Origin of the sequence: Burkholderia ambifaria AMMD, from assembly GCF_000203915.1 — a bacterium.
Lineage (GTDB): Bacteria > Pseudomonadota > Gammaproteobacteria > Burkholderiales > Burkholderiaceae > Burkholderia > Burkholderia ambifaria.
Genome location: NC_008391.1, coordinates 776,613 through 802,655, shown reverse-complemented (window position 1 = coordinate 802,655; position 26,043 = coordinate 776,613). Strand labels below are relative to the sequence as shown.

The following is a 26,043-nucleotide window of genomic DNA, read 5'->3' as shown; positions in this document are numbered from 1 at the left end:
CATGGCTCGATCCATTACCCGTCGGCATTTCCTGAGCATTGCCGCGGCCGGCGCAGGCGCAATGCTCGTCGCACCGCGCATCGTGTTCGCGAACGTCGAAACCGACCGGCGCTTCGTGTTCGTGATCCAGCGCGGCGCGGCCGACGGGCTGAACATCGTCGTCCCGTATGCGGAGCCCGCGTATGCGTCGCTGCGCGGGCCGCTGGCGATCGATTCGTCGACGGCGATACGCATCGACGGCACGTTCGCGCTGCATCCGTCGCTCGTGCAGACCGCACAGATGGTTCGCGACAAACAGGCGCTGTTCGTCCACGCGATCGCATCGCCGTATCGCGACCGCTCGCATTTCGATGGCCAGAACGTGCTCGAGACGGGCGGCCGCGCGCCATACCAGGTGAAGGACGGCTGGCTGAACCGCCTCGCCGCGATGTTGCCGGCGACGCGCGAGCGCGCGATCGCATTCGCGCCGACGGTGCCGCTCGCCTTGCGCGGCGGCGTGCAGGCCGCGTCGTATGCGGCGTCCGGTTTGCCAGCCGCGCCGGACGATCTGCTCGCGCGCGTGTCGGCGCTTTACGAGGCCGACGCGCAGCTCGGGCCGCTGTGGCAGTCGGCGATGGCCGCGCGCGGGCTCGCCGGCGATGCGCATGCGCGTCAGGACCCGGCAGGCGTCGGCAAGCTCGCGGCGACGTTTCTTGCACGCGACGATGGCCCGCGGATCGCGATGATCGAGACGGGCGGCTGGGACACGCACAGCGCGCAGAACGCGCGGCTCGCGAACCAGTTGAAGGCGCTCGACACGATGCTCGCCGCGTTGCGCGACGGACTCGGGCCCGTATGGCAGCAGACCACGGTGCTCGTCGCGACCGAGTTCGGGCGCACGGCCGCCGCGAACGGCACGGGCGGCACCGATCACGGGCAGGCGTCGGTCGCGATGCTGGCGGGCGGGGCGGTCGCGGGCGGCCGCGTGATCGCCGACTGGCCCGGCTTGCGGCCGGGCGACCTGTACGAAGGGCGCGACCTGAAACCGACCGCGTCGCTCGACGCGCTGATCGCGGGCGCGGCCGCCGAAAGCCTGCGGCTCGATCCCGGCCGTACCGCGTCCACGCTGTTCGCGGAAAGCGGCACGACACGGCCGATGACGGGCCTCATTCGCGCAACCGTGTGACGCGCGCCATGCGTGCGTTCGCATCCGCCAACCGATTACTTGACGTCCTCACCCGCCTAAAGGCAGGTGATTCCCACACCTGGCGATGCACGTCCGCATCGGAGAATGTTCACGGCAGCGTTGGTATCTCGATCATGCACGACACCACAGTCACTGCAGGCCCACTCTCTTATTCGCAGTCCGGCGATACCTTTCGGCCGCGTCGTGCTGTCTTTCGACCCGCACGCCGAACAGGACTGGGTAGAACCGCTTTCGTCGACTTCCTCGAACGTGGCCCCGTGCGCGATCGCCTTGTAGCGGAGCTTGCTTCGGAAGGACGACCAGGATGCGTCGTAGACGCTCTTCGCCATCCTGGTTCTGGCGAGCTTCGCGGCCGACACGTTGCCGACCGCGATGTAATCGAAACGCCGCACCAGATCGAGCGCGAGCTTGTGCTGGAAATCGGCGCGGGCATTCGCGACCTTGGCGTGCAACTTCGCGATATGTCGCTTGTGCTTGCGCGCCCGTTGCGCTTTCGCAAGCTTTTCCGTCGCGCGTCGACCGAACTGGTCATTGGGCAGCTTCTCGCCGGTCGAAAGTGTGGCGAAGTCTTTCAGGCCGAGATCGATGCCAACACCGGAACGGACCGGGCGGGCCTGCACATCGGGCATCTCGATCACGATGTTGAGAAACCAGTTGCCGCGTGCATCCTGCGCAAAGTTGGTCCCGTCCTTGATCTTGCCTTCGGGAAGCGCCCGGCTGTTGAACACGCGAAACGTGTTGCCGGCGAAACGGAACGCGTCACCCTCGCGCTTCAGGTCACGGCCCTTCAGCGGCACCCAGCCCAGCGATTTCCTGCCGCGATAGCGCAGGTAGGGCCGACGGTGCTGACTGCGCGACTTCGCATATTGCTCGCACGTCGCGTTGATCGTGCCGGAGTGGATGCCGAGCGCCTTGCTGCTCCCCGTCGTCAGCACGTTCAGATCGAAGCCCGTCGGCCATTTCTTGCTCCACTTGAGCGCGTGCTTCTGCGTGTCATTGCAGAAGTTCCAGACGTAGTTCACCGCACGGCTCTGCTTGTTGAGCAGTCCGTTGAGCGACTTCACGCGGTAGCGGTAGACAAGAATCATGCCGGTGATCCTAACCCGTGGAAGAAGCTGCCTGTCAACAGCACTCCTTTCCTTCCTGCCATCCGCCCCGAAGGAAGTCCCCTTGGGGGAAATGGCGGGGTTTCTCGGAGCAAATTCTGATGAAGATCCGATCCGTATCGCTTGCCGTACTGGTGAGCGCGAGCGCCGCGCTGATGTCCGCGTGCGTGGTCGAACCGGCGCGGCCGCCGCAGCCCGCGCCGGTCGTCGAGGTGGCGCCGCCGCCGCCCGCGCCCGGCTATCGCTGGGTGAAAGGCCATTACCGCTGGGCCGGCAACCACTGGGCGTGGGTGCCGGGCCACTGGGTGGCCGTGTATTGAAGCGGGCGAACGGCGGGCCGGCACACCGGCTGTAAGCCGTTTGTGAACTTTCCCGGCGCGGCGCTCGTCTAATCGGCCCGCCAACGCTTCCTGAGGACCTCCAGCTGATTCGCAACACCAGAACGCTGCTCGGCGCGGCCGTGATTGCCGGCAGCACGCTGCTCGCCGGATGCCAGACCAACGCGGCCGCGACGGACCCGCGCGCGGCACGCCCGACGGATGGCCGTCCCGTGACCAGGACCGTGTATGTCGCGCCGCAGGCCGCCCGCTGCACGGGCGTCGCCCCGATGGATTGCCTGCAGGTGCGAAGCAGCCCGGCCGAGCCGTGGAGCCTCTGGTACGCGGGTATCGAAGGCTTTGCGTACCAGCCCGGTTATCAATACGTGCTGGAAGTCGACGAGTACCGCGTGGCGCAACCGCCGGCCGACGCTTCGTCGATCCGCTGGGTGCTCAAGCGTGTCGTCGAGCGGCGTCAGGTGAACTGACGGCTGCGCCCGCCCGCGGCGCCGATTACGCAGACGCCCGCGGCACAACCGGCCTCGGCGGCCCCGCAGTATCGATCCGCCGGAACACGACCGACGACAGCAGCGTGACCGAGCCCATGCAGACGAACGACAACATGAAGCCGTTCGCCATCGAGCCCCAACGCGCGGCGAACAGGTTCACGAGCCCGCCGCCGATCGACACGCCGAGCCCCATCGCCAGCATCTGCATCATCGTGAACAGGCTGTTGCCGCTGCCGGCGTCGGCGTGCGACAGCCCCTTGAGCGTCACGGCGTTCATCGCGGCGAACTGCATCGAGTTCGCGGCGCCGAACACGATCAGCAACGCCATCTCCAGCGCCGGCGCGGGCCGCGCCGACACCAGCGCGAACCCCGCGATCGCGCAGCCGACGATCCCCGTGTTCACGACCAGAAACGTCGCATAGCCGAAGCGTTTCGCGAGCGGCGCGATCCAGCGCTTCGCGATCACGCCGGCGATCGCGGCCGGCAGCATCATCATCCCCGACTGCAGCGGCGTATAGCCGAGCTGCACCTGCATCAGCAGCGGCAGCATGAACGGCACCGCGCTCGTGCCGATCCGGCACAGCAGGTTGCCGAGTAGCCCCGAGCCGAAGTTCGGCTCGCGGAACAACCCGAGCCGGAACAGCGGCTGCGCGCGGCGCCGCGCGTGGGGCAGGTACGCAAGGGCACTCGCCACGCCGAGCACGGCGAGCCCGATCGCCCAGCCGGCGCGGTGCGCGGGCATCGGCGGATCGATCGCGAGCGACAGCGCGAGCATCGCGACCGACAGCAATGCACACCCGACGAAGTCGAACGGCGGCGGCCGGGTCGCGTGGTCGTGCGGCAGAAAGCGTTGCACCGCGATGAAGCCGACCACGCCGACCGGCACGTTGACGATGAACACCCAGTGCCAGGAAATCGCCTGCGTGAGCCAGCCGCCGAGCGTTGGCCCGACGATCGGGCCGAGCTGCCCGGCGATCGACACGAACGCGATCGCCGCGACGTACTGTTCGCCCGGCACGCGGCGCAACACCGCAAGCCGCCCGATCGGCAGCAGCATCGAGCCGCCGATGCCCTGCACGGCACGCGCGACGACGAGCTGGCCGAGCGTGTGCGACGCGGCACAGCCGATCGATGCAAGCGAGAACACCAGGATCGCGAGCGAGAACACGCGGCGCGTGCCGAACCGGTCGGCGAGCCAGCCGGACGCCGGCGTGAGCATCGCCATCGTCAGCGTGTAGACGACCACGACCGGCTGCATCGCGAGCGGCGACGCATGCAGGCTCTGCGCGATCGACGGCAGCGCGGTGTTGACGATCGTCGTGTCGAGGGACTGCATGAAGAACGCGGCGGCGACGATCCACAGCAGCGCGGAATGTGAAGGTTCGCGGGACATGACGAAGTGGGAAGTGCGGCGACCGGCATGGCGACGTGGTACCGCCGGTCTACAAGCACTGGATGGTATCGATTCCGGTGGTTATCGGGAAGCTGCCTGATGGCATTGACTGTCATCGTAATCGGCGATGACAATGCGGGATGCTCAATCCCGTCTGGCTCAAGACGTTCGCGACCGTCACGAACTGCCGCAGCTTCACCGAAGCGGGGCGGCAGCTCGGGCTCAACCAGTCGAGCGTCAGTGAACACATCCGTCGTCTCGAAGAGAGCGTCGGCCGGCGGCTGTTCGTGCGCGATACCCATTCGATCGCGATGACGGCCGACGGCGAGGCGCTGCTCGTGCATGCGAACGTGATCCTGCAGGCGTTGAACCGCGCGGAATCGCAGTTTCGCAAGCCGCGGTTGCAGGGCCGCGTCCGGCTCGGCGCGTCGGACGATCTCGCGCTGGTCGCGCTGCCGGACGTGCTCGCGGCGTTTCGCGCCGCGCACCCCGACGTCGCGCTGGAAATCACGACCGGCATGACGAGCCGGCTCTACGAACTGATGGATGCGGGCGCGCTCGACCTGATGATCGGCAAGCGGCGGCTCGGCGAGCGGCGCGGCACGCCGCTGTTGCGCGCGCGGCTCGAATGGGTCGCGCGGCCGGGCACCGTGGTCGATCTGGAGCGGCCGCTGCCGCTCGTGCTGGTGGCCGAGCCGAGCGTCACGCGCGCGGTCGTGCTGAACGCGCTCGCGGAAAAGGGGATCGGCTGGGAAGTCGTGTGTTCGAGCAGCAGCCAGCCGGGCTGCATCGCGGCCGCGCGGGCCGGGCTCGGGCTCACCGCGACGTCGCAGTATCTGTCGGCGCGCGGCCTGGCGACGCCGGTAAACGGCGACGGGCTGCCCGCGCTGCCCGACGTCGAATTCATCGCGCTCGCCGCGAAGCGGCTCAGCCAGCCGGCCGGCACGCTGCTCGAGCTGCTGGAAACCAGCGACCTGCGCGCCCCCGGCGCGGCCGATCAGGGCGTGTAGCGCATAGCGTTACCTGACAGCTGCCGACAGTTAGCCGACAGCTGCCGATCGCACCGCATCCTCCCGGGCGCCCGCGGCCGTGCCACGCGCCACGCATCGCCGCTCTCGGTATGCCGACGACTCACCTGTGCGTGTCCGACGTGCATTGCAGCGCCCGCTGCGCGAAACCGCCGGTCATCTGCACGACGATGACGCATCGAAAACAGATGCGTTCCTGAAACATTTCCGTCGATTCCCCCACGCGTCACGCCGGGCAGGTAAGGGCGACGCTTGTCCCGCGCGGGTTCGCGCGGTATGGCACACGCCTTGCGGTGAGCCCCGTGCCGCTCGTGACAACCGCAACTGATATTCACGATAAATCGCGGGAGCGGCACGCAACGACATCGAAACATCGGGGATCGGCTCGAGCCGCGGGATGGCGGCCCGACGTGTCGGACGCGCGCAGCGTCGTATCGGCGACACGAACGGGCACCGCATGCTCGATCCGTCAAACAGCAAGCTTGCTTGCAAGGTGTCGTGCCGGGGGACCCGCTGCGCGTGGCGGCATGCGCTGCTCGCGGCGGGTCGAGGCCCAAACGGTGCACTGGCCGCCGCGGCCGGACCGCAGAAGAGCCGGATTCTGGTCTCCAGCGGCCTCGATGAACTGAATCGGAAGATGTCGCGGTATCGGTGGTATCCGGTCCTCCAGATCGGGATCTCGTATCGATTCTGAGCCGCGCGTGCGTCATAGCGCGACCGTGCTTTGCTCGCGTGCGGGTTCAACCGTCCTGCGGGCCGGGCGCGCGTCGTTGCGCGTCGCGATGAACGGGTGCTCGATGTAGCGGTAAGTCAGCAGCGCACAGAAGACGGCGACCAGTGCGCACGCGAGCGACAGCGCCCAGACGCCGGAGTCGTCAACGGAATTGATCGGGAAAACGAACTTGTTGAACGCGCGGACGATCGCGTACACGATCGCCATGTGGAGCATGTAGATGCTGAAGCTGGCGGTGCCGAGCAGCGCGAGCGGTCGGGTTTCGAGCACGCCATAGAACGTGTTTCCGCACGCGACGCACAGGAACACTGGGAGCAGCGGCAGCGCGCCCTCGATCGAGTAGCGTTCGGCCGGATACGGGGCGACGGCGAGAATCAGCAGCGCGACGGTGGCCGCCGATTTCGTGCCCAGCAGCGAGCGGATCGCGGGATGTCGCGATGCCTCGAACGCCAGCGCGCCGAACGCGAACAGCAGGGCCATCCCGCCGGGCGGCCCGAACAGCGCGGCGCAGAACGTGACGATCGCGAGCGCGAGCAGCTTGCGCCACGCGCGCGTCGCGACGAACCACGCGAGAAACGGAATGGCGACGTAGAACCGCCATTCGTACGCGAGCGTCCACCAGACGCCGCTCAGATAGCCGGTGTGTTCCGCGCCGTTGACCGGGAATGCGCCGAACCAGCCGAGCGAAACGGCTTTGAGCAGATCGGCCAGCAACCGGATCGGCGCGTCGACGACATTGCCGGGAAACCAGTACAGCGTGCAGGCGACGATGACGATCGCGTAAAAGAGGTAGAGCGGGGCGACGCGCCGCACGCGCCCGACGAAGAAGCTCCGCACGTCGAACGTCCCCCTGCACGCGCGTTCCCAGAACAGGAACCCGGTGACCATGAAGAACAGCGCGACGGGAATCGTGCCGAGATTGCGCAGGAAGTCGGAGGGGGCGCCCCAGACGCCGGTCGACAGCAAGCCCTGGTTGCACGCGAAGTGATGGAACACGACGGAGGTCGCCAGGATGCCGCGGAATCCGTCCAGGTTGGGATGGCGCATCGACAGCGATTTGTCGACGGCCGACCGGTAGAACGGTACGTGCCTCGCGACGAGCCACGCGATGATCGCGACGGCCGCAAGGCAGGCCGGGAAGTAGAGCTTGTCGGGAGTCGGGGAAAACAGGGTATCCAGAGAAGGGGTAATCAGGTCCACTGAAGGGCGTCTCGTGTCTTGGATCGCTTGGATCGGGATTTCAGGCACGGATGGTCCGCGTCGATGCAAGGTCTTCTGCGCGCTTCGTGCGGCGTTCGATCGCCGGTCTTGTGCGTCGATGGTATCAAACGGTCACGACGGCGTGCCGCATGGAGATGCAACATGATGTTTCGATGCGGCGGCCGTCATCTGTACTTCACTGGAACAAAAAGACGCGGGGTGGGCGATGGAGACGATACGCGGGTCGGACGATCGCATGGTCGATGCGCGGCGTGTCGCAACGTATGCCGCAGCGGCGCTCGTGCTGCAATTGCTGTTCCTCGTCGTCTGGGCGGTCCGCTATTACGGGTTGCACGACCGGTCCGCGCCGATGGTCGGGTCGGACTTCGCGATATTCTGGGCGACGGCGCGGGTCGCGCTGGAGCATGGCCCGACGGCGATCTTCTCGCCGCAATGGATCCAGCCGATCGAGGCCGCGCTCCGGCCGTTCGATAATTTCGCGCCCTGGCCGTATCCGCCGACCTTCCTGCTCGTCGTCATCCCGTTCGGCCTGCTGCCGTTCGTGCCCGCTCTCGTGCTGTTCGGCGTACTGGCGATCGTCTGCTACGCTGCCGTCGTCGCGCGGCTGACGCGCCCCCTCGACGGCCAGTGGCGGATGGTGGTCGCCGCATTTCCGGGGTTCATCGGCGCCGCGCTCTCGATGCAGAATGCGTTCCTGACCGTCACGGCGGCCGCAGCGGCATTGCTGCTGTTGCGATCGCGTCCGGTCATCGCCGGCGCCTTCATCGCGATCCTGGTCGTGAAGCCGCAATACGGCGTGCTGTTCCCGCTGGCGCTGATCTGCGGGCGGCACTGGAAAGCGCTGGTGTCGGCGGGCTTGTTCAGTGCCGCGATCGTCGCGACCTCGGTGGCTGTGTTCGGATTGCAGGCGTGGACCGCATTTCTTGCGTTCCTGCCCGTCTTCAACCGCGGTGTGGTCGAGCACGGCGAGACGCTGTGGCGCGGCATGCCGTCGCTGGTCGGGGGCGCGCGGGCCGCGGGCCTGTCGGTCCAGTTCGCGTATGGCGTGCAGATGTGCGTCGCGGTGGCTGCCGCCGCGGCCGTCGTGTACGTCTGGACGCGGCGCGCGGCGCGCTTCGAACTGCGCGCAGCGGCACTGGCCGCGGCGACGCTGCTGGTGCAGCCGTACTACATGTATTACGACCTGCTGTGGCTGGTGTTGCCGCTGACCTTCCTGTTGCTCGACTGCCGGAACGTCCGGCCGAACCGGCTCGAATCGGTCGTGCTGGCACTCGCGTGGATCGCGCCCGCCCAGGCGTTCGTCGCGGTCATCGCCGGCACGATGTGGCCGGTTGCGGCCGCGGTCCTGATGGCGGTGCTCGCGATGGTCGTACAGCGCGCGTCGGATTCGACGCGGTTGCGCACCTGACGACGCGCATCTGCCTGGGCCGCCTGCCGGTGCATGGCCATTCGGCCGTCTTTTTCATCGCCTCGATTCGGCTTACCGTGCACGACAGCAGTTCGACGCGTCGGGCCAGCGGCGCAGGGCTTTCTGTTGCCCGTTGCCGCCGGCCCGCGCCGACTTCCGTCTTCCATCTGGTCGTCACGATGATAGCAATGCTTGCAATTCACCGTCACGGCGCTATCATTGATAGCAATCTGGATGGAGGGACCCATGGCAAATCTTCTGGTGCGTAACGTGGATGACAGTATCGTTCAGAGCCTGCGCGAGCAGGCCGCGGCCAACGGCAGGAGCGCCGAGGCCGAACATCGGGCCATTCTGGCCGAGGCGCTCGGCCGGCCGAAACGACGGACATTCGCGCAAGTGCTGATGAGCATGCCGGACGTCGGCGAAGACGCGGATTTCCAACGTGTTCAGGATTCCGGCGAGGTCAGGCGTGTTTTTGATTGATACGAACGTCATCAGCGAGATCAGAAAGGGCAAGCGAACCAACCGCGGCGTGCGCGCGTTCTTCAGGCAGGCGGAGGCCGACGCGAGCCCGCTTTACCTGTCGGTCGTGACGGTGGCCGAACTGCGGCGCGGCGTCGACCTGATCCGTCATCGCGGCGATCATCCGCAGGCGTCGGCGCTCGAGGCATGGATGGCGACGATCCTGTCCGGCTATGCGTCGAACATCCTGCCCGTCGATATCGAGACCGCCCAGATGTGGGGCCATTTGCGCGTGCCCGATCCGGCCCACGCCCTCGATCACCTGATCGCGGCCACCGCGCTGATCAACGATCTGACGGTCGTTACCCGCAATGTCGACGATTTCGCTCGCACCGGCGTCCGGCTGCTGAACCCGTTCGATTGATCGAAGTCGCGGGCATCGCGGCAATCCGCCCAGCTTCCCGTCTTCTCCGTCGCGCATGGCTCGTCCCATCGGGCTTGCGCGGAGGACCCGATTTTCCATCCGCTCCCCGCCAATTCCCCTCCGCCTCTCGTCCCAGCAGACGATGTGACGCCATCCGCGACCGGCCAGAATCCTTTCACGAACAACGGATTCTGAACCTGGAGGAGGCCGACATGATCGATGTCCGTGCGCTCGGCTACGTCGTCGTCGAGGCGACCCGCGTCGATGCGTGGCGCAGCTACGCGCGAGACGTGCTGGGCATGCAGGTGCTCGACGCGCCCGACGGCGCGCTGTACCCGAAGATGGACGAACGCGATTTCCGCTACGTGATCGTCCCGGGCACGACCGACCGCTATTTCGCGTCGGGCTGGGAACTGCCCGACGGCGCCGCGTTCGACGCGGCGCTCGCAAGGCGTTCGAGATGACGATCCGCGACGGCGGGACGCCGCCGGCGCTGCATCACGTGTTCGAACCGCGGTAACGGCGTCGCGCGGCAAAAAAAGGGGAGGGTCGCGTTACTCCCTCCCGATTGCCGCAGAGGCCCGCCAGGCAAGGCGGACACGCTATCGTGCGCCTGCGCCGCATCGAAAAGAGCTTGACGGATCGGCCGGCACCGCGTAGTGTCCGAGACCGAAGTCTTCAAGAAGTTCGATTGCTCATCATTGGCCGCACTGCACATTGTGCGGCAGTCGTTGGTCTCTCCCTCTTTGATTCTTTCTGTGCCCGTTGCGGGCGCTGTTCTCAATCGTATTAAGGAAGTATTTGTGGATACCGGTACCGTCAAGTGGTTCAACGAAACCAAGGGCTTTGGTTTCATCTCCCCGGACAACGGCGGCGACGATCTGTTCGCCCATTTCTCTGAAATTCGCGGCACGGGCTTCAAGACCCTGGCCGAAGGTCAGAAAGTCAGCTACGAAGTGAAGCGTGGCCCGAAGGGCCTGCAAGCGTCGAACATCACGCCGCAGTAAGCCGTGTCGGCACCGGCCGCCGAATGGCGGCCGCTGCCGGACGGAGCTCGCGCGGATGCCGGCCCAAGCCGGTGTCCTGCGCGTTCCGACGCACACGACCGATGCATCGCGGTATACACGATGCATCGGTCGTGTGCTTCCCTCACATCGCAGGTCCGTACGACGTGCGATTCAACGCCCTCGCGAAGCGCTCGCCGCGTCGCCAGCGGCCCATGCTGCAACCCGTAGGCCGTCGCCATGCCGCACATGGCACGGTCCCGACTTTGCGCGGTGCTGATCGCACCGCCGCCACTGACCGCCCGACCGCCGCAATGCGCCGGGCTCCGATTGCAAGATGGGCCCGTCGCCCGTCTGAACGAATTGAAACCCGACATCCTGCCGGCGGCCGTCCCGTTGCGGGCCACGGCGCCGGTGAGCTCGCCGTGGCCGCGGTCATTCACCTTCTCTGGAGGAATTGGTTTGGCAAAAGAAGAACTGTTGGAACTGGACGGAATCGTCGACGAAGTGCTGCCGGACAGCAAATACCGTGTCACGCTGGAAAACGGCGTTGTGGTTGGCGCGTACGCGTCGGGCCGCATGCGCAAGAACCACATCCGCATTCTCGCGGGTGATCGTGTGACGCTGGAACTGTCGATGTACGACCTGACGAAGGGGCGCATCAACTTCCGTCACAAGGACGCGAACTCGACGCGTCCGCCGCGCAGCGGGCAACCGCGTCGCTAAGCAGTAACGGTCGGGCGCGCAACGCTGCGCCGATCGAAACCTGTCCGACCATCCCGTACGGTCGGACACACCGGATGGACGGCGAGATCAGCGCCGTTCGTCGGTCGCCGGCGGCGTGCAGTGCCGCGGCGGCCAAGGTCCTCTTTTCCGGTCGCGCCGCGTGTGCAACGCTCGAGCGGCCGTGTCCCCGCAAGAACGCATCGATGCGCGTCGCGAAATGCGACCGCGCCGGCTTGCGCGTCAAGCCGCCCGCGGACCGCGACGACGCCGCCCGATGCCATCAAGCTACGCAGGTTACGCCGCCACCGCCCGCGCGCGCACCATCGTCAGCGCCGCATCCTCGATCATGTCCTCCTCACCGCCGACGAGCCGTTGCCGGCCCAGTTCGACCAGAATGTTGCGCGCCGGGCTGGGCGCATCGCGCGCCGCAGTCGACGCCGGCTACGTGCCGAACGACTACCAGGTCGGCCAGACCGGCAAGATCGTCGCGCCGCAGCTGTATATCGCAGTCGGCATCTCGGGTGCGATCCAGCATCTGGCAGGCATGAAGGATTCGAAGGTGATCGTCGCGATCAATAAGGAACCCGAAGCGCCGATCTTCAGCGTGGCCGATGACGGCCTCGTCGGCGACCTGTTCACGCTCGTGCCCGAAGCGGCCGCGGTGCTCTGAGCGATGCCGCTGTTCGAATTCAACGGCACGCGCCCGCGCGTCGATCCGTCCGCGTACGTTCATCCGAGCGCGGTCGTGATTGGCGACGTGACGATCGGCGCGCGCTGCTACATCGGCCCGCATGCGAGCCTGCGCGGCGATTTCGGCGCGATCGTAGTCGACGAAGGCAGCAACGTGCAGGACGGTTGCGTGCTGCACGTCGGCATCGGCGAGACGTGCCGCCTCGGCATGAACAGCCACATCGGACACGGTGCGATCGTGCACGGCGCGACGCTCGAACCGGACACGATGAGCGGGATGAACGCGGTCGTGATGGACGGAGCGACGATCGGCGCGACGACGATCGTCGCCGCGTGCGCGTTCGTGAAGGCCGGCTACGACGTGCCGCGCGGCGTGCTGCTCGCGGGCGTGCCGGGGCGCGTGGTGCGGCGACTGAACGACGCGGAGATCGCGGCGAAGGCGAACGGCACGCGGGTCTATCAGCAGCTTGCGGTGGATTGCCTGAAGACGCTCAGGCAGATCGACGACGCGTAGGCGGCGCGCATCGACGGCCGCATCGTTCATGCCATGTCACGTCACGACCCACACGTGCCAAACGCCCGCGACAACCGCACGAATCCGCTCACCGTATTCAGGATCGACGATCAGCGCGATCGTGTGAGGTTCGGACATGAGTTTCCTCGGGGTTTATGCGGATGGCGATTCGCTATCGTGCATGCCGGTCATGACGTTCGCGCGGGATCGATTGCCTGATGCGGCGTCGTTGTCTTAAGATCGGCGTCAGATCAGCCTACCGCCTCCGGCGCCGAATGAAAACGACTATACCCCTGCGCGTCGCCGTCATCGCTTCGGCCTTCGCCGTCTATCACGTATTCATGCACGTCCAGTGGGTCGTCAGCGGTTGCATCGAATTCCTTCACGGCCGGCATTGCAGCTTCGAGAACAGTGCGAATTTCGAGGCGATGATGGACTTCGACCTGCTGGTGACCTGCGCGTGGGTCGCGGGCGCGGCGATGGCGTGGTTTTCCGTCGCACGCGCACCGAAGAAATCCAGTTAGCCGCACCGGCATCACGACGCCGCTCATCGCGTGCGCGCCGGCGCCGGGCGGTCGTGCAGGAACGCGAGCGACAGCGCCGCGAGACCACAACTCGCGATGAGCATCAGCAACGCACCCTTGCCCGCGTGCACCATCACCCAGCCACCGACCGACGGAAAGCCGAACGTGCCGATGAAATACGACGCGACGAACCACGTGAGCACGCCGTGCTGTTGCGTGGGCGGGCAATCGTTGAGCGCCTGCGCCTGGATGACCGGATACACGAGCCCGTAGCCTGCGCCGAGCAGCACCGCCGCGATCGACTGGAACGACGCGTGCGAGGACGCGCCGAACATCGCGAGCGCCCCGAGCAACATCGTCACGAGCAACCCTTTGGTCGCGATTTCCGGACGCGCCATTCGCACCCATTTGCCGAGCAGCCAGCGCGCGGTCACGACCGTCACCGTGTAAAGGCTGAAGAATGTGCCCGGGCGCGCTTGCGTGCCTTGCATGAACGACATCTGGAACGTCATCAGGCCCGAGAACACGCAGGTACCGAGCGCGATCATCGCGATCGGCACGGCCGCGCGCGTGCGCGAAATGGCGCGAAGCTCGCGGACCCAGCGGCCGCCGGACACGGCGGCGGGCGGGCGCGGACACAGGCGGCCGAACGCCTCCAGCATCAGCGACGCGAGTGCGCACAGCGCGCCGACCGCGTAAAGCGTGTCGTCGATCGACCAGTGGAGCACCCGCATCGCATACGCGGCAAATGCCGGGGATGCGCCGATCCCCGTCATCTGGAAGGTCGCCGACCGGAAGAACCAGACGTTTCGCGCGGCGCCGCTGGTGCGCTCCGCGAGCGACATTGGTGCGGCCAGGTGAAACGCGCCCCAGCCGAAGCCGACCAGGAAGCCGGCCAGCAAGTCGGCGGACGGCGCGCGCCCGACGAGTGCGAAGCCCACGATGCCGGCACCGATGCACAGCGACGACAACGCGGCGATTCGCGCGGCGCCGATCTGCCGCGAGAACCAGCCGACCACCGACAGGCCGGCGAAGGTGCCGACCGTCGCGGCGGCCAGGGCCGCGCCGGTATCGAGATCGCTGCCGCCGATCATGCGAAAACGCATCGACAGCAGGAACGTGGCGCCGTAGCCGCCCGCGGTAAGCAGGGTGCCGACGAGAAAGAGCAATGCACTATGAACGCGCATGACAGCCAACCGCGCGACGACGGTCGGGGAGTGGTCGATTGCGAGACAGTATGGACCAGGACCGATGCGGAATGCCCGCATTCGTTGCGATGCAACAGGGTCGTTGGCTTTTGTCCGACATGGTGCGAACACGCTCGATTGCACGTGTCATTGCGCGCTGCGGGGACGCTGTCTTAGCGACAATCGACGCGCATCGCGCTTACTTTGCTTTCCCCCGTGGGGTGCACTAGATTCGAAACGTTACGTATCGCCGACCGCGCGAGGTGAAGCCATGACGCCGTGGGAGATTCAGGGAACCGAACTAATGAACTGCAATTGCTCATACGGTTGCCCCTGCCAGTTCAATTCGCTGCCGACGCATGGCAACTGCGAAGCAATGGGTGCGATTTCAATCGACAGCGGTCACTACGGCGACGTGGTGCTCGACGGCGTGCGGATCGCGGTCGTATTCCAGTGGCCGGGACCGATTCACGAAGGCCACGGCCGCTGTCAGCCGATCGTCGATAATCGCGCAAGCCCCGCGCAATGCGAGGCCGTGCTGAAGATCATGACCGGTCAGGATACCGATCCATTCGCGACGATGTTCTCCGTGTTCGCGTCGACGCTCGAGCAGGCGTACGATCCGATCTTCGCGAAGATCGAGTTCGACGTCGATGTCGATGCGCGGCGCGGCCGGATCAGCGTCGACGGCGTGTTCGACATCGTCGGCGAACCGATCCGCAATCCGGTGACGGGCGCCGAACATCGCGCACGGATCGACCTGCCGCACGGCTTCGAATACGAGCTGGCCGAGATCGGTTCGGGTACCGGCCGGTCGCATGGCAACATCGAGCTGGATCTCAAGGGCAGCTACGCGCAGTTCGCACGGCTGCATCTGAACAATCACGGGCTGATCCGGCATCGCGTCACGGCATGATCCCCGTCGACGATGTTCTCGGGCGCGAGCGCGTCGTCACGCTGCTCGGCTTGACCGCGCTCGCCGGCGCGTGCTGGGCCTACCTGTGGACGGGGGCCGGCACCGGCATGTCGGCGCTGGACATGACGGCGGTCGCACTGTTCCCGCATCGGCTGGCCGACGACATGGGCGCGATGGCCCCGTCGCTGGCGACCGTGATCCTGATGTGGTGGGTGATGATGACCGCGATGATGACGCCCGGCGCGGCACCGCTCGTGCTGCTGTACCGGCGCGTGCTGCGGCATCACGATCCGGCCGGCGCCGGATCGGCATTCACGTCGACGTTCCTGCTGGCCGGCTATCTGGCATCGTGGTTCGCGTTCTCGCTCGTCGCGGCCGTGCTGCAGATGCTGCTGCAGCCTGCCGGCCTGATCTCCGGGATGATGCTGTGGTCGAAGAGCGCTGTGCTCTCCGCGATCGTTCTCGCGCTGGCCGGCATCTACCAGTTTTCGCCGCTGAAACAGGCTTGCTTGCGGCAATGCCGGTCACCGGTCCGCTTCCTGACGACGTACTGGCGGCCGGGCATCACGGGCAGCTTCCTGCTCGGCGTGCGCCACGGTGCGTATTGCGTGGGCTGTTGCTGGCTGCTGATGGCGCTGCTGTTCGTCGGCGGCGTGATGAACGTCGTGTGGATCGTCGCGTTGTCGCTGTTCGTGCTGATTGAAAAGGTGCTGCCCGGCGGCGAGCGCATCGGCCGTGCGCTCGGCGTCGTGCTGATTGCGTGGGCGGTCGCGACGTTGCTGGTGTAGCGGCGCGCATTCGTCATTTGCCGCACCGGGGAGAATTTCGATGAAGATCCGATGCATCGTCATCTCCGTTTTTGGCGCGATGGCCGTCGTGGCCACGCCGGTGCGCGCGGCCGGCAGCATGTCCGGCATGAGCATGGGCGACATGAAGATGGCCGCGCCGGATGCGGCGCTGACCGACGCCGAAGTGAAACGGATCGATGCGGCGCACGGCATGGTGACGTTGAAGCACGGCGCGCTGGAGAACGTCGGGATGGCGCCGATGACGATGGCATTCAAGGCCGGCGACCCGGCGATGATCGATTCGCTGCACGTGGGCGACAAGGTCAAGGTAAGGGTCGAACGCGTGAACGGCACGCTTACGATCGTGACGCTCGTGAAACGGCCCTGATGCACGCGCACTTGCACGATCCGATCAGCCGGCGCCGGTTTCGGCGATCGCGGGCGGCTCGAATGCCGTGACGGGCGGCGGGTCGGCAAAGACCTCGACTTCCACCAGCGCCGTTTGCGCGACGGATCCCTGCGTCAACTCCGACGTTCCCTTGTCCAGCGTGACGACATTGGGATTGCCGTGTTTTTCGAGCGTGCCCGGCATGCCGCCGTGCAGCGGGTCGTACCACGCGCCGGTCGCGATCTGCACGACGCCCGGCACCAGGAAGTCGGCGAGCACGATACCCGCGAGGAACGCGCCACGATCGTTGAACACACGCACGACGTGCCCGTCGCGAATGCCGCGGGACGCCGCATCGTGCGGATGCATGTAGAGCGGCTCGCGCCCGGCGACCTTGCTCGCCCGGCTGGCCGAAGCGGGGTCGAGCTGACTGTGCAGCCGGGTCGCCGGCTGGTTTGACAGCAGATGCAGCGGATGGCGCGCCGCGTCGGCCGCGCCCAGCCATTCCTGCGGTTCGAGCCACGCCGGATGCGCCGGGCAATCGTCGTAGCCGAACTGCTCGATCACGCGCGAATGAATTTCGATTTTCCCGGACGCGGTCGCCAGCGCGTGGGCGACCGGATCGCGGCGAAACGCGTCCAGCAGCACGGTGCGCGCGTCCGGTTGCGGAAACCGGTATTGGCCGTCGGCCCAGAACGTCGCAAAGTCGGGAAGGGTGAAGCCGTTCTTCTGCGCGGTGTTTCTGGCGACGTCGTACATGTGACGCAGCCAGCCCGATTCGTCGCGTCCTTCGTCATACGCCGCCCGGAAGCCGAGCGCATCGGCCACGTCGGCCAGGATGTCGAAGTCGTTCCGCGCGAGGCCAACCGGTTCGATCACCTGCCGCATGGCGAGCCAGTACGGCGAATGCTCGTGCGCGAGAATGTCGTTGCGTTCCATCGTGGTCGTCGCCGGCAATACGATGTCCGCGTGCCGCGCTGCCGGATTCCACCAGGGTTCGTGGACGATCACGGTTTCGGGCTGCTGCCACGCGCGCAGGAAGCGATTCAGGTTCGCGTTGTGGTGGAACGGATTGCCGCCGATCGAATAGACGAGCCGGATATCCGGAAACGTGATCGTCTCGCCGAAACACCGGATCTGCTGGCCGGGATGCAGCAGCATGTCGGCCACGCGCCCGACCGGCACGTAGGTGCGCACGGGATTCTTCCCGAGCGGCAGCGTCGGCCTGGGCATCCCGTCGACGCGCGGCGTCAGGATGCCGTTGACGGCGCCGAAGCCGAGGCTGAAGCCGCCGCCGGGCAGGCCGATCTGACCCAGCATCGCGGCCAGCGTCACCACCATCCATACCGGTTGCTCGCCGTGATCGGCTCGCTGGATCGACCAACTGAGGTTGATCAGGGTCCGGTTGGCCGCCATCGATCGCGCGAGTTCGCGGATGCGCGTGGGCGGAATGCCGGTGATCTCCGCCGCCCATTCGGGGCTGCGCGGCGTGCCGCCGTCGCGGCCGAGCAGATACGCTTCGAACCGCTCGAATCCCTCGCAGTAGCGCGACAGGAAGCCGGTATCGTGCAGCCCTTCGTCGACGAGCGTGTGCGCGATGCCCAGCATCAGCGCGGTATCGGTATGCGGCCGGATCGGAATCCATTCCGCGCGGGGGCCGGCGGGCACGTCGGCGCGCGACGGGCTGATCACGATGAACGGCGGGCCCTGCTCGCCGGCCCGGGCGTACCAGTCGACGCTGTCGTGAATCACGGCGCCGCCGGCGTCGAGCTGCGTGTTCTTCATCGCGGCCCCGCCGAACATGACCACCAGTCCGGTCGATTCGATCACGTCCGGCCAGGACGGCACGAGGTTCGTGATATCCGAGCGCCCGAGGATGTACGGCATCACGCCGAGGGCCGCGCCGAAGCTGTGGTTGCCGCGCTTGTCGACGTAGCCGCCGTGCAGGCCGAGCAGCCGCTTGAGCACGCTCGGCCCGTGATGCAGGCGCCCGGCGCTGGCCCAGCCGTACGAGCCGCCGTAGATCGCTTCGTTGCCGTGCTCGGCCTTGACCCGCGCAAGCTCGTCGGCGACGAGGCGCAGCGCATCGTCCCAGCTCACCGGCACGAAGGTGTCGCCGCCGCGACGGTCGCGGTTGCGCGAGCGCAGGTAACCGGCGCGCACGTAGGGCCGGTCGATGCGCAGCCGTCCGCGCACGATCTCCGGCAGGCCGCCGACGAAGGTCGCGGGATGGCGGTCGGCGGCAAACGGCGTCATGCCCGTGATGGCGCCGTCGGCGTCCGTAAGCACGTTGTAGACGCCCCAGTGCGAAGCGGTTTGGATGGATCGTGTCGCCATGTTCGTTGTTTGTACCCGTGCGTGACTGCGGTTCGGACGGCTGCTGATTGTTCGTGCCCCTGCAGCAATGGCGGCGGGTTCATTCGATCGTGCGGCCGGTGCTATCCTCGGCCCCAAGGCCGGAAGGGGCCGGCGAAACGTCGTCGGTGCTCACACTGCGCCGGCCCGGTGCCAATGTACTGCCGGGTTTTTTCCCGCACAGCATGAAAACAGTCAGTTTTCGATTCGAATGCGACAGACGAAATCCGTGACGGCCGGTTCGCCCGAGCGGTTGCGCGCGTTGGCGGATGGCGAGCAACTGGTGTTGATCGTGCGCGAAGGCACGACCGCCGAATCGCCGCGCCATGTGCACAGCTGCGGTCAATTGCTCTATCCGGAGCGCGGCGCGGCGTTGCTGGAAACGCCGCACCATCTGGTCCGGCTCGGGCCGGGGCAGGCCGCCTGGATTCCGCCCGACTTACCGCATTCGATTCTGATGGGCCGGCCGTATCGCTACCACAGCGTCTATATCGGTGCGGGCCTGTATGCCGAGCCCACCTTCTCGGTGTCGCACGTGAGTCCGCTGCTGAAGGAATTGATCCTGGATGCGGAACGTTGGGACGATACCGACGCGTCGTCGGACGTGCGTTTCTGGAAAACGCGGGTCATCGTCGCGGAAATCCGTCGTGCGCCGCGCGTTGCGGCCGGCATGCCGATTCCCGACGATCCGCGCATTTCGGTCATCTGCCGCGCGCTGGAAATCGATCCGGCGGACGCGCGCATGCTGGGCGACTGGGCCCGTCAGGTCGGCGCCAGCGAAAAGACGCTGCAGCGGGCCTTCGTCAAGTCGACCGGGCTGTCGTTTCAGCAATGGCGCACCCATGCGCGCATGACGAAGGCGCTCGCGATGCATCGCTGCGGCGCTCGGCTGCTCGACGTCGCGGTCGCCGTCGGCTATTCCAGCGAAGGCGCGTATGCGCACGCGTTCCGGCAGTTCTACGGTTATTCGCCGGGGCGGATGAAGCCGCGTTCGACGGGGGATCGGACGGATTGAGTTCACGGGGGCGTGGGACATTCGCGTCGGCCGCATCGTCGACATTTGATGCGGGTTAGCGCTGCGCGTCGCGCCTCGGCCAAGGGCTGCATCGCTGGGGCCACGATTCCGTCGCCCACGCCGATCGCCGCGCTAACCCGCATCGCCACCGGAAATGTCGTCGGGCTGCGCGAAATTCAACTCGACGCCATTGCCGGCCGGGTCGGCGAAAAAGATCTGGAGCTGGCGCGTGAGCGGCACGTATCTGCGCGAGTACCGGACTTGCGCATCGGTGAGGCGCCGTTCCATGTCGGCGGCGTTTTCACATGAAAACGCCATATGGTCGAATGTATTGACGACATGCGATGGCCGCACCTCGCCGGGTCGCGCTTCCGACAGGTGGAGGATTGCCTGTCCCGCCGCGTAGAGCCAGTAGCCCGCGCTCTGGAACGGGGGGCGATAGCCCAGTTCGAGGCCGACGACGTTCACGTAGAAATCGCGCAGCGTATCGAGCGTCGCCCGATCCGCGCGCAGGTTGTAATGATTGAGTCCGATCACTGACATGGCAGGTTGTCCGGTTCGTGCAAGGTGCGCATGGCACAGCATCGCGCGGCGCGGGGCATCGTGTCACCCCCGACTGCCTTTGCTCGCACCCGCCGGACGCGCGAGCCCGCGCGCCGGCAGCGGCGTCGACATCACGATCGACGTGCGCGTCTCGCCATACAGGTTGATGCGCTCGATCAGTTGCTCGAGGTGCGCCATGCTGACCGCGACCAACCGCATCACGTAGGAATCCGCGCCCGTCACGTGATGGCACTCGACCACTTCGGGAATCGTCTCGAGCAGCTTCAGAAATTTCGCCTTCGCCGGCTGCGGCACCGTGATGCCGATCAGCGCGCTCACCGGGTAGCCGGCCGCCGTCGGATTGACCCGCGCCGTGTAGCCGTCGATCACGCCGGCCGATTCGAGGCGCTTCACGCGTTCCGTCACCGCCGGCACCGACAGATGAACCTGGCGCGCCAGTTCCGTATAGCTGATGCGGCCGTTGGCCTGCAGCAGCGCGAGTACCTTCCAGTCGAGTTCATCCATTGCGGCGGAGTTTTTAAGGTGAAGCCGCTATTTTTCCTTAAAAACCGCCTTCAGCGGCGGCCGGACTTTCCCTACGATGCGATTGAAGCCACGGGGAATCGCGAGGAGCCGGCCATGTTGTTCATCAAGTCCGTCGTGATGGGATTGTCGATCGCGGTGCCGGTCGGCCCGATCGGGATGCTGTGTATCCAGCGCAGCCTGAGCCGAGGCTTTCAGGCGGGGTTCGCCACGGGCATCGGCGCCGCGTGCGCCGATGCGATCTACGGGCTGCTCGGCGCGCTGGGCGTCGCCGGCATCGTCACCGCGTTTCCGATGCTGACCGTCGCGCTGAAAATCGGCGGCGGCGCGTTCCTCGTGTGGCTGGCCTGGACCATCGCGCGGCAGGCACCGGCCGCATCGGCGGCACAGCGCGACTTGTCGCGCACGACGGTGCTGCGCGATTTCCTGACGACGTTCGGCCTGACGCTGTCGAATCCGATGACGATCCTGTCGTTCGTCGGGATTTTCGCGGCGCTCGGCCCGCTGACCGGCACGCATGACGACGCGATGGGGCCGACGGTCGCGCTGATGGTCGCCGGCGTGTTCGTCGGTTCCGCGACGTGGTGGCTGTGCCTGAGCAGCGCGACCGCCGCGTTGCGCACGAAGATGCCGCTGACGTTCATGCACGGGCTGTCGCGCGTGTCGGCCGTCGTGATCGCGGTGTTCGGCGCGATCCAGTTGATTGCGGGCGTACATGGCATCGTGTGGTCCTGACGCGAACCGCGGTGCGATCGAACGCTCGAACCTGTCCGCACCGACGCCCGCGACCGCCCCGATCAGAACGTATAGCTAACCTTACCGAACGCAGTGCGGCCAAGCGTGTTGTACCCATACGCGGTCACGTACTGACGGTCGAACAGATTCGACAGCGTCGCCGACACCGTCAGGTGCGCATTGATCTTGTACGACGCGCGCAGATTCACGGTCAGATACGACGGCAGATACGTGGCGTTGGCCGGGTCGTCGAACGTCGTGCCGCCGTAGTTCAACGACGCGCCGGTGCTCAGTGCATGCAGGTGCAGTTCGTCCCACGTGTGGTCGATGTTCACGCTGACCGTCTGGCGCGGCCGGCGGCTGAGCCAGCTGTCGTTGGTTTCGTCCTGCGGATTGAGAATCCCCACCGCGATGCTCACCGGCGTCGTGCGGCCGAGCGTGCCCTTGTACGACAGGTCGATGCCGCGGATATGCGCACGGCCGATGTTCATCGGTGAGAACGTCGCCGGGTTGTACGCGATCAGGTTGTTGACGCGCGTGTCGTAGATCGCGGCGCTGAACGTGCCGTACGCCGTGTTCGCGTCGAGCGCGGCTTCGACCGAATCGCTGCGCTCCGGATTCAGGTTCGGATTGCCGTAGCCGGGGTAGTACAGGTCGTTGAACGACGGCAGGCGGAATGCGTTGCCGTACGACACGCGCGCCGTATAGACCGGCGTGATCGCCCACGACAGCGCGGCGTTGCCGGTGTTCACGGCTTTCCCCGCGATGATCTCGTGACGCCCCGCGACGAACATCGTCACGCTGCCGAGCGTCGCCGACTGATGCAGCGAGAACGCGGAATCGTTGCGCGTGGGCACGCCGTCCGGCACGTCGATCGGCAGGAACGCCTGCTCGCGCGTGAAGTCGTATGCGACCTTCGTCTCGCCCGACAGCGGCAGGCCGAACAGGTGGAAGCCGTGCGTCTGATGAGTCAGCGACGTCGACGAACTGATGCGCTGCGAGTCGATCCGGTCGGTCTGGATGGCCGGGTCGCTCGCATACAGGAACTGGCGGTCGTTCGCATAACCGAACGACTGGTCGAACTGCGTGTCGGGCGTAATGTCGAGATGGAACGCGATGCCGGTCGTCAGCTGATGATCGAGTTCGCGGTTCGCATAGCCGGCGTTGTCATAGGACAGGTCGGAGCGGTGATACAGCGCGAACGTCGAGATCGACCAGTTATCGCGCGCGTAACCGAGGCGCGCATCGAGATCCTGCGCGTGGTACGGATTGCGGCCGTCCTCGTGGTACGGCAACACGGGCCGCGTCGCGTCGATGCCGGCGGTGTTGTACGAGTGCAGGCCAAGCGAGTAGGTGAGCCCGCCGAGCGCGGCCAGCGGCCCCGTCGACGGCACGGTGCCCGACGTGCGCAACTGCGTGTCGAAGGTCTTGTTCGAGCCGCCGCCGAACGACACGCTCGTCTGGTTGGGCTGGCCGGCGGCGCGGCGCGTGAACAGCTGCACGACGCCGCCCATCGCGTTCGCGCCGAATGATGCGGCGGCCGGCCCCGAAATCACTTCGACGCGCTCGAACGCTTCGGTCGGCAGGTCGGCCCACGGCGCGATGCCGGTGGTCGGCGAGCCGATCCGGATCCCGTCGATGAATACCGCGACCTGGCTGGCCGACGAGCCGCGGATGCTGACCGACGCGGACGAGCCGGGGCCGCCGGTCTGCGAGACGGTCACGCCCGGCAGCATCGCGAGGGCCTGCGTGATGCTCGGCTCGCTCGGCGACAGACGGTCGAGATCGGCGCGCGTGAGCACCTGCGTTGTTGCATAGCGCTGGTCGAACGATTCGGGCAGATGCCGCGTGTCGGTCACGGCGATCGTCGGCAGGTCGGTGCCGTCCGCGGACGGGCGCGGCTGCGTGATTGTCGTATCGCCGGCGGCGTGGGCGATCGGGGAGAGCAGCGCGGTGGCGGCGGACGTGGCGAGAAGGTGGCGAAGATTCATGAGGCGGCGAGCGTGATCGTGTTGCAGGTACGGCGTGAGCGCGCGAAGACGCCGCGCATGACGGCGACGCAGCGGCGCGACGCTTCCGGCGTGGAAGCGGAGGCGGAAAGGTTGGACATTTGAAGGGTCCTGAGGTCGGGCCGTCCATGCAACGGGGCGACCGCCAAAGGCGGTGCTGGCGCATCGGGACACCCCGCCCGGTGCGGCTGCTTGGACCTCGGGTCGATGGCAGGTCTCCTGGCTCGCGGGTCGTTATTCGCGCCGGCCTTCCCGGTTTCCCAGTGGCGTGTGGTGGCGCGGATTCGCCGCTTACAGTTGCGGGGGCAGCCGCAGATTCGAGGCGCTGCCTCTCCTGCGTTCCCTTTTGATCCCGTTCCCGGGAACCATCAGCGCGCAAGCGTAATGGCGAGCGCTCCGGCGCGTCAATCGTTGGCGGCCGACGGGATGCGAAAAAACGTCAGTGTTCGTCGAATGCTTTCGAAGTCCTTTCTTTTTTCGACGGCACTCGAACCGCATTCACGTCTGATGAAACGGAACGTCGGCCGCGCTGCAATCGCGTCGGAACCGGCTCGGCGCGATGCCCGTCCATCGCACGAACGCCCGCCGGAACGCTTCCTCGCCGCTGAACCCGAGATGCGCGCCGATCCGCTGTTGCTGCTCGCGCCGGGCCCGGTGCAGTCGGGCATCTTCAACGACCCGCTCGGCGCCGCGCACGACCGCCCGAAGTGCAAGCTTTCGTCGATACGATGCGCGCGATGCTGAACGCGCACGGACTTACGCCCGACGCGTTCGGCGCGCGGGTGTTCGATGGCATTCGAGACGGGCGTTACTGGCTGATTCCGCAACCGGAGACGATCAACGGCGCGCTGCAGCGGCGCACTGCGGATATCCTCGCCGCACGTGATCCATCGCTGCCGTCGTTGTGATGTCGTTGTGATGTCGTAATAGGGGCCGGCCGTCCGACGCGGCCGGCTCACGTTTACATATGCGAGCCCGAGCGCGTGCGGCCGCTGGGATCGCCACCGCGATCGGGCGGCGTATTGTTCTGATCGATCTTCGCGAGCACGAAGCCGGCGGGCGGCAGCGCGGCGGGCGAACGGTGGGTGGCGTGCGCGACGGGGCCTTGCGGCAATGCGGCGGGAAGGCTGGATGACGTAACGCCCGGTTGAGCGAACGCCGAAAGGGAGGCTGCCGCGAGGGCGGCGGCGACGATCGCGTGCGTGTTCATGACGACTCCTTCTTCACGACTGAATGCGGGACACCTAATCAGTCTAGAGCGCGAAACTTAACGCGCCGTGAAGAAGCGGCGGCACGCGGATGACAGGATATTCATCCAGGCCATCCGCGCGCCACGACGGTCATGCCGAGGCGGACACGAGCGCGCAGAAGTTCTCGAGATCGACGTTGCCGCCGCTGATCACGATGCCGACGCGCTTGCCCTTCAGTTCATCCTTCATCCGGCGTGCGGCCGCGAACGACAGGCAGCCGGTCGGCTCGACGACAATCTTCATACGGGTCGCGAAGAAGCGCATGCAGTCGACCAGCTCCGCATCGGTCGCGGTCAGGATGTCGTCGACGTCGCGCCGCAGGATCGGAAACGTCAGGTTGCCGAGGTGCTGCGTCTGCGCGCCGTCGGCGATCGTGCGCGGCGTGTCGATATGGACGATCGAGCCTGACCGGAACGACTGCTGGCCGTCATTGCCGGCTTCCGGCTCGACGCCGTACAGCTTCGCGTGCGGCGACAGCGCGCGCGTCGCGAGCGCCGTGCCTGACAGCAGGCCGCCGCCGCCGAGCGGCGTGAACACCGCGTCGAGCGGCCCGACCTCGTCGAACAATTCCTTGGCTGCCGTGCCCTGGCCCGCGATCACGTCCGCATGGTCGTACGGCGGGACCAGCGTGAGCCCGTGTTTCTCAGCAAGCTCGCGGCCGATCTGTTCGCGGTCCTCGGTGTAGCGGTCGTAGGTCACGACGTTGCCGCCGTAGCCGCGCGTCGCGGCCATCTTCGCGGCCGGCGCGTCCTGCGGCATCACGATCGTCGCCGGAATGCCGAGGATGCGCGCCGACAGCGCGATCGCCTGCGCATGGTTGCCGGACGAAAACGCGACGACGCCGTTGCGGCGCTGCGTCGCGTCGAAGCGCGACAGCGCGTTGAACGCGCCGCGGAACTTGAATGCGCCCATGCGCTGCAGGTTCTCGCACTTGAAGAACACCTGTGCGCCGAGCGCTTCGTCGATCGTGCGCGACGTCATCACGGGCGTGCGGTGCGCGTGGCCTTCGAGCCGTGCCGCGGCTGCTGCTACGTCGTCGTAGGTGGGAAGGGTCGGAGTGTTCATGAAG

General features: G+C 66.7%; 30 protein-coding genes, 2 pseudogenes and 1 riboswitch. Of the genes and pseudogenes, 20 read left to right on the top strand and 12 right to left on the bottom strand.

The features are described from left to right. The first annotated feature begins 1 nt into the window (after position 1). Positions 2-1,165: a DUF1501 domain-containing protein gene (locus BAMB_RS19630; RefSeq protein ID WP_011658915.1), complete on the top strand. Its 1,164-nt coding sequence runs from the start codon at positions 2-4 to the stop codon at positions 1,163-1,165. 56 nt (positions 1,166-1,221) lie between these two features. Here BAMB_RS19630 and BAMB_RS19625 read toward each other — a convergent pair whose 3' ends face one another. Further along, positions 1,222-2,274, bottom strand: a complete 1,053-nt coding sequence (locus BAMB_RS19625; protein WP_011658914.1) for an RNA-guided endonuclease InsQ/TnpB family protein — start codon at positions 2,272-2,274, stop codon at positions 1,222-1,224. Positions 2,275-2,393: 119 nt separating this feature from the next. On the opposite strand from BAMB_RS19625, the gene BAMB_RS19620 reads away from it, so the two are divergent. Further along, on the top strand, positions 2,394-2,612 hold the full coding sequence (locus BAMB_RS19620) for a YXWGXW repeat-containing protein (RefSeq protein WP_011658913.1): 219 nt from the start codon (positions 2,394-2,396) through the stop codon (positions 2,610-2,612). A 104-nt stretch (positions 2,613-2,716) separates the two neighbouring features. Then, positions 2,717-3,097, top strand: coding sequence for a DUF4377 domain-containing protein (locus BAMB_RS19615; RefSeq protein WP_041491477.1), 381 nt, complete (start codon positions 2,717-2,719; stop codon positions 3,095-3,097). Between the two features lie 25 nt (positions 3,098-3,122). On the opposite strand, the gene BAMB_RS19610 is transcribed toward BAMB_RS19615, so the two are convergent. Next, the gene (locus BAMB_RS19610; protein ID WP_011658911.1) at positions 3,123-4,511 is read right to left on the bottom strand and encodes a DHA2 family efflux MFS transporter permease subunit; all 1,389 of its coding nucleotides are present in this window, start codon (positions 4,509-4,511) and stop codon (positions 3,123-3,125) included. A gap of 140 nt (positions 4,512-4,651) precedes the next feature. Here BAMB_RS19610 and BAMB_RS19605 point away from each other — a divergent pair, with 140 nt between their 5' ends. Beyond that, a complete protein-coding gene (locus BAMB_RS19605) occupies positions 4,652-5,521 on the top strand; it encodes a LysR family transcriptional regulator (RefSeq protein ID WP_011658910.1) in 870 nt (289 codons plus the stop codon). A 724-nt stretch (positions 5,522-6,245) separates the two neighbouring features. On the opposite strand, the gene BAMB_RS19595 is transcribed toward BAMB_RS19605, so the two are convergent. After that, positions 6,246-7,472 carry an acyltransferase family protein gene (locus BAMB_RS19595; protein WP_041491475.1) on the bottom strand — a complete coding sequence of 409 codons (1,227 nt, stop codon included), beginning with the start codon at positions 7,470-7,472 and terminating at the stop codon, positions 6,246-6,248. Positions 7,473-7,698: 226 nt separating this feature from the next. Here BAMB_RS19595 and BAMB_RS19590 point away from each other — a divergent pair, with 226 nt between their 5' ends. From BAMB_RS19590 to infA, 6 genes and pseudogenes are all read left to right on the top strand, one after another. Further along, on the top strand, positions 7,699-8,901 hold the full coding sequence (locus BAMB_RS19590) for a glycosyltransferase family 87 protein (protein ID WP_041491474.1): 1,203 nt from the start codon (positions 7,699-7,701) through the stop codon (positions 8,899-8,901). A 246-nt stretch (positions 8,902-9,147) separates the two neighbouring features. After that, on the top strand, positions 9,148-9,384 hold the full coding sequence (locus BAMB_RS19585) for a FitA-like ribbon-helix-helix domain-containing protein (protein WP_006753828.1): 237 nt from the start codon (positions 9,148-9,150) through the stop codon (positions 9,382-9,384). Then, the gene (locus BAMB_RS19580) at positions 9,371-9,787 is read left to right on the top strand and encodes a type II toxin-antitoxin system VapC family toxin (RefSeq protein ID WP_006753827.1); all 417 of its coding nucleotides are present in this window, start codon (positions 9,371-9,373) and stop codon (positions 9,785-9,787) included. Before BAMB_RS19585 ends, BAMB_RS19580 begins: the two co-directional genes overlap by 14 nt. Positions 9,788-9,999: 212 nt before the next feature. Further along, a pseudogene (locus BAMB_RS19575) lies at positions 10,000-10,248 on the top strand (VOC family protein); the annotation flags it as partial. 342 nt (positions 10,249-10,590) lie between these two features. Next, the gene (locus BAMB_RS19570; protein ID WP_006751843.1) at positions 10,591-10,794 is read left to right on the top strand and encodes a cold-shock protein; all 204 of its coding nucleotides are present in this window, start codon (positions 10,591-10,593) and stop codon (positions 10,792-10,794) included. A 459-nt stretch (positions 10,795-11,253) separates the two neighbouring features. Further along, positions 11,254-11,517, top strand: a complete 264-nt coding sequence (gene infA, locus BAMB_RS19565; protein ID WP_006751842.1) for a translation initiation factor IF-1 — start codon at positions 11,254-11,256, stop codon at positions 11,515-11,517. Positions 11,518-11,811: 294 nt separating this feature from the next. On the opposite strand, the gene BAMB_RS34105 is transcribed toward infA, so the two are convergent. Continuing rightward, complete coding sequence (locus BAMB_RS34105) at positions 11,812-11,901, bottom strand: hypothetical protein (protein ID WP_227739388.1); 90 nt, start codon at positions 11,899-11,901, stop codon at positions 11,812-11,814. Here BAMB_RS34105 and BAMB_RS19560 point away from each other — a divergent pair. The 3 genes from BAMB_RS19560 (at position 11,861) to BAMB_RS19550 (ending at position 13,245) form a co-directional block, all read left to right on the top strand. Further along, positions 11,861-12,187, top strand: a complete 327-nt coding sequence (locus tag BAMB_RS19560; RefSeq protein ID WP_227739387.1) for an electron transfer flavoprotein subunit alpha/FixB family protein — start codon at positions 11,861-11,863, stop codon at positions 12,185-12,187. The genes BAMB_RS34105 and BAMB_RS19560 overlap by 41 nt on opposite strands. A 3-nt stretch (positions 12,188-12,190) precedes the next feature. Further along, positions 12,191-12,721 (top strand): acyltransferase, encoded by a 531-nt coding sequence (locus BAMB_RS19555; RefSeq protein ID WP_011658903.1) that lies wholly within the window; start codon positions 12,191-12,193, stop codon positions 12,719-12,721. A gap of 275 nt (positions 12,722-12,996) precedes the next feature. Continuing rightward, the gene (locus BAMB_RS19550) at positions 12,997-13,245 is read left to right on the top strand and encodes a hypothetical protein (RefSeq protein ID WP_012366135.1); all 249 of its coding nucleotides are present in this window, start codon (positions 12,997-12,999) and stop codon (positions 13,243-13,245) included. Between the two features lie 23 nt (positions 13,246-13,268). On the opposite strand, the gene BAMB_RS19545 is transcribed toward BAMB_RS19550, so the two are convergent. After that, entirely contained in the window at positions 13,269-14,432 is a 1,164-nt protein-coding gene (locus tag BAMB_RS19545) for an MFS transporter (RefSeq protein ID WP_041491473.1), read from the bottom strand. 271 nt (positions 14,433-14,703) lie between these two features. Here BAMB_RS19545 and BAMB_RS19540 point away from each other — a divergent pair, with 271 nt between their 5' ends. The 3 genes from BAMB_RS19540 to BAMB_RS19530 are packed head-to-tail and all read left to right on the top strand — an operon-like array spanning position 14,704 to position 16,524. Then, positions 14,704-15,348: a DUF1326 domain-containing protein gene (locus BAMB_RS19540; protein WP_011658900.1), complete on the top strand. Its 645-nt coding sequence runs from the start codon at positions 14,704-14,706 to the stop codon at positions 15,346-15,348. Then, positions 15,345-16,136, top strand: coding sequence for a DUF2182 domain-containing protein (locus tag BAMB_RS19535; protein ID WP_011658899.1), 792 nt, complete (start codon positions 15,345-15,347; stop codon positions 16,134-16,136). The genes BAMB_RS19540 and BAMB_RS19535 overlap by 4 nt, the downstream gene beginning before the upstream one ends. 40 nt (positions 16,137-16,176) lie before the next feature. Next, the gene (locus tag BAMB_RS19530; RefSeq protein ID WP_011658898.1) at positions 16,177-16,524 is read left to right on the top strand and encodes a copper-binding protein; all 348 of its coding nucleotides are present in this window, start codon (positions 16,177-16,179) and stop codon (positions 16,522-16,524) included. Positions 16,525-16,548: 24 nt separating this feature from the next. On the opposite strand, the gene BAMB_RS19525 is transcribed toward BAMB_RS19530, so the two are convergent. Then, on the bottom strand, positions 16,549-18,861 hold the full coding sequence (locus tag BAMB_RS19525) for a molybdopterin-dependent oxidoreductase (RefSeq protein ID WP_011658897.1): 2,313 nt from the start codon (positions 18,859-18,861) through the stop codon (positions 16,549-16,551). 67 nt (positions 18,862-18,928) lie between these two features. Here BAMB_RS19525 and BAMB_RS19520 point away from each other — a divergent pair, with 67 nt between their 5' ends. After that, complete coding sequence (locus BAMB_RS19520; RefSeq protein ID WP_227739305.1) at positions 18,929-19,894, top strand: helix-turn-helix domain-containing protein; 966 nt, start codon at positions 18,929-18,931, stop codon at positions 19,892-19,894. Between the two features lie 132 nt (positions 19,895-20,026). Here the strand turns inward: BAMB_RS19520 and BAMB_RS19515 are convergent, their stop codons facing one another. Together BAMB_RS19515 and BAMB_RS19510 are read right to left on the bottom strand one after the other, a co-directional pair. After that, positions 20,027-20,437 (bottom strand): VOC family protein, encoded by a 411-nt coding sequence (locus tag BAMB_RS19515; RefSeq protein WP_041491472.1) that lies wholly within the window; start codon positions 20,435-20,437, stop codon positions 20,027-20,029. A gap of 63 nt (positions 20,438-20,500) precedes the next feature. After that, entirely contained in the window at positions 20,501-20,962 is a 462-nt protein-coding gene (locus tag BAMB_RS19510; protein WP_011658894.1) for an Lrp/AsnC family transcriptional regulator, read from the bottom strand. Positions 20,963-21,076: 114 nt separating this feature from the next. Here BAMB_RS19510 and BAMB_RS19505 point away from each other — a divergent pair, with 114 nt between their 5' ends. Continuing rightward, positions 21,077-21,715 (top strand): LysE family translocator, encoded by a 639-nt coding sequence (locus tag BAMB_RS19505; protein WP_011658893.1) that lies wholly within the window; start codon positions 21,077-21,079, stop codon positions 21,713-21,715. A 62-nt stretch (positions 21,716-21,777) separates the two neighbouring features. Here BAMB_RS19505 and BAMB_RS19500 read toward each other — a convergent pair whose 3' ends face one another. After that, positions 21,778-23,706, bottom strand: a complete 1,929-nt coding sequence (locus tag BAMB_RS19500) for a TonB-dependent receptor domain-containing protein (protein WP_011658892.1) — start codon at positions 23,704-23,706, stop codon at positions 21,778-21,780. Between BAMB_RS19500 and BAMB_RS35410 the strand changes: the two genes are divergently transcribed. Then, a complete protein-coding gene (locus BAMB_RS35410; RefSeq protein ID WP_158380539.1) occupies positions 23,692-23,829 on the top strand; it encodes a hypothetical protein in 138 nt (45 codons plus the stop codon). The genes BAMB_RS19500 and BAMB_RS35410 overlap by 15 nt on opposite strands. Positions 23,830-23,916: 87 nt before the next feature. Beyond that, positions 23,917-24,109: riboswitch (cobalamin riboswitch) on the bottom strand. A 113-nt stretch (positions 24,110-24,222) separates the two neighbouring features. On the opposite strand, the pseudogene BAMB_RS35930 reads toward BAMB_RS35410, so the two are convergent. After that, a pseudogene (locus BAMB_RS35930) lies at positions 24,223-24,354 on the bottom strand (helix-turn-helix domain-containing protein); the annotation flags it as partial. A 107-nt stretch (positions 24,355-24,461) separates the two neighbouring features. On the opposite strand from BAMB_RS35930, the gene BAMB_RS19490 reads away from it, so the two are divergent. Beyond that, positions 24,462-24,632, top strand: coding sequence for a hypothetical protein (locus BAMB_RS19490; RefSeq protein WP_011658890.1), 171 nt, complete (start codon positions 24,462-24,464; stop codon positions 24,630-24,632). Positions 24,633-24,685: 53 nt separating this feature from the next. Here BAMB_RS19490 and BAMB_RS19485 read toward each other — a convergent pair whose 3' ends face one another. Next, positions 24,686-24,934 carry a hypothetical protein gene (locus BAMB_RS19485; protein ID WP_011658889.1) on the bottom strand — a complete coding sequence of 83 codons (249 nt, stop codon included), beginning with the start codon at positions 24,932-24,934 and terminating at the stop codon, positions 24,686-24,688. 130 nt (positions 24,935-25,064) lie between these two features. Further along, positions 25,065-26,039: a threo-3-hydroxy-L-aspartate ammonia-lyase gene (locus BAMB_RS19480; protein WP_011658888.1), complete on the bottom strand. Its 975-nt coding sequence runs from the start codon at positions 26,037-26,039 to the stop codon at positions 25,065-25,067. Positions 26,040-26,043: the final 4 nt, after the last annotated feature.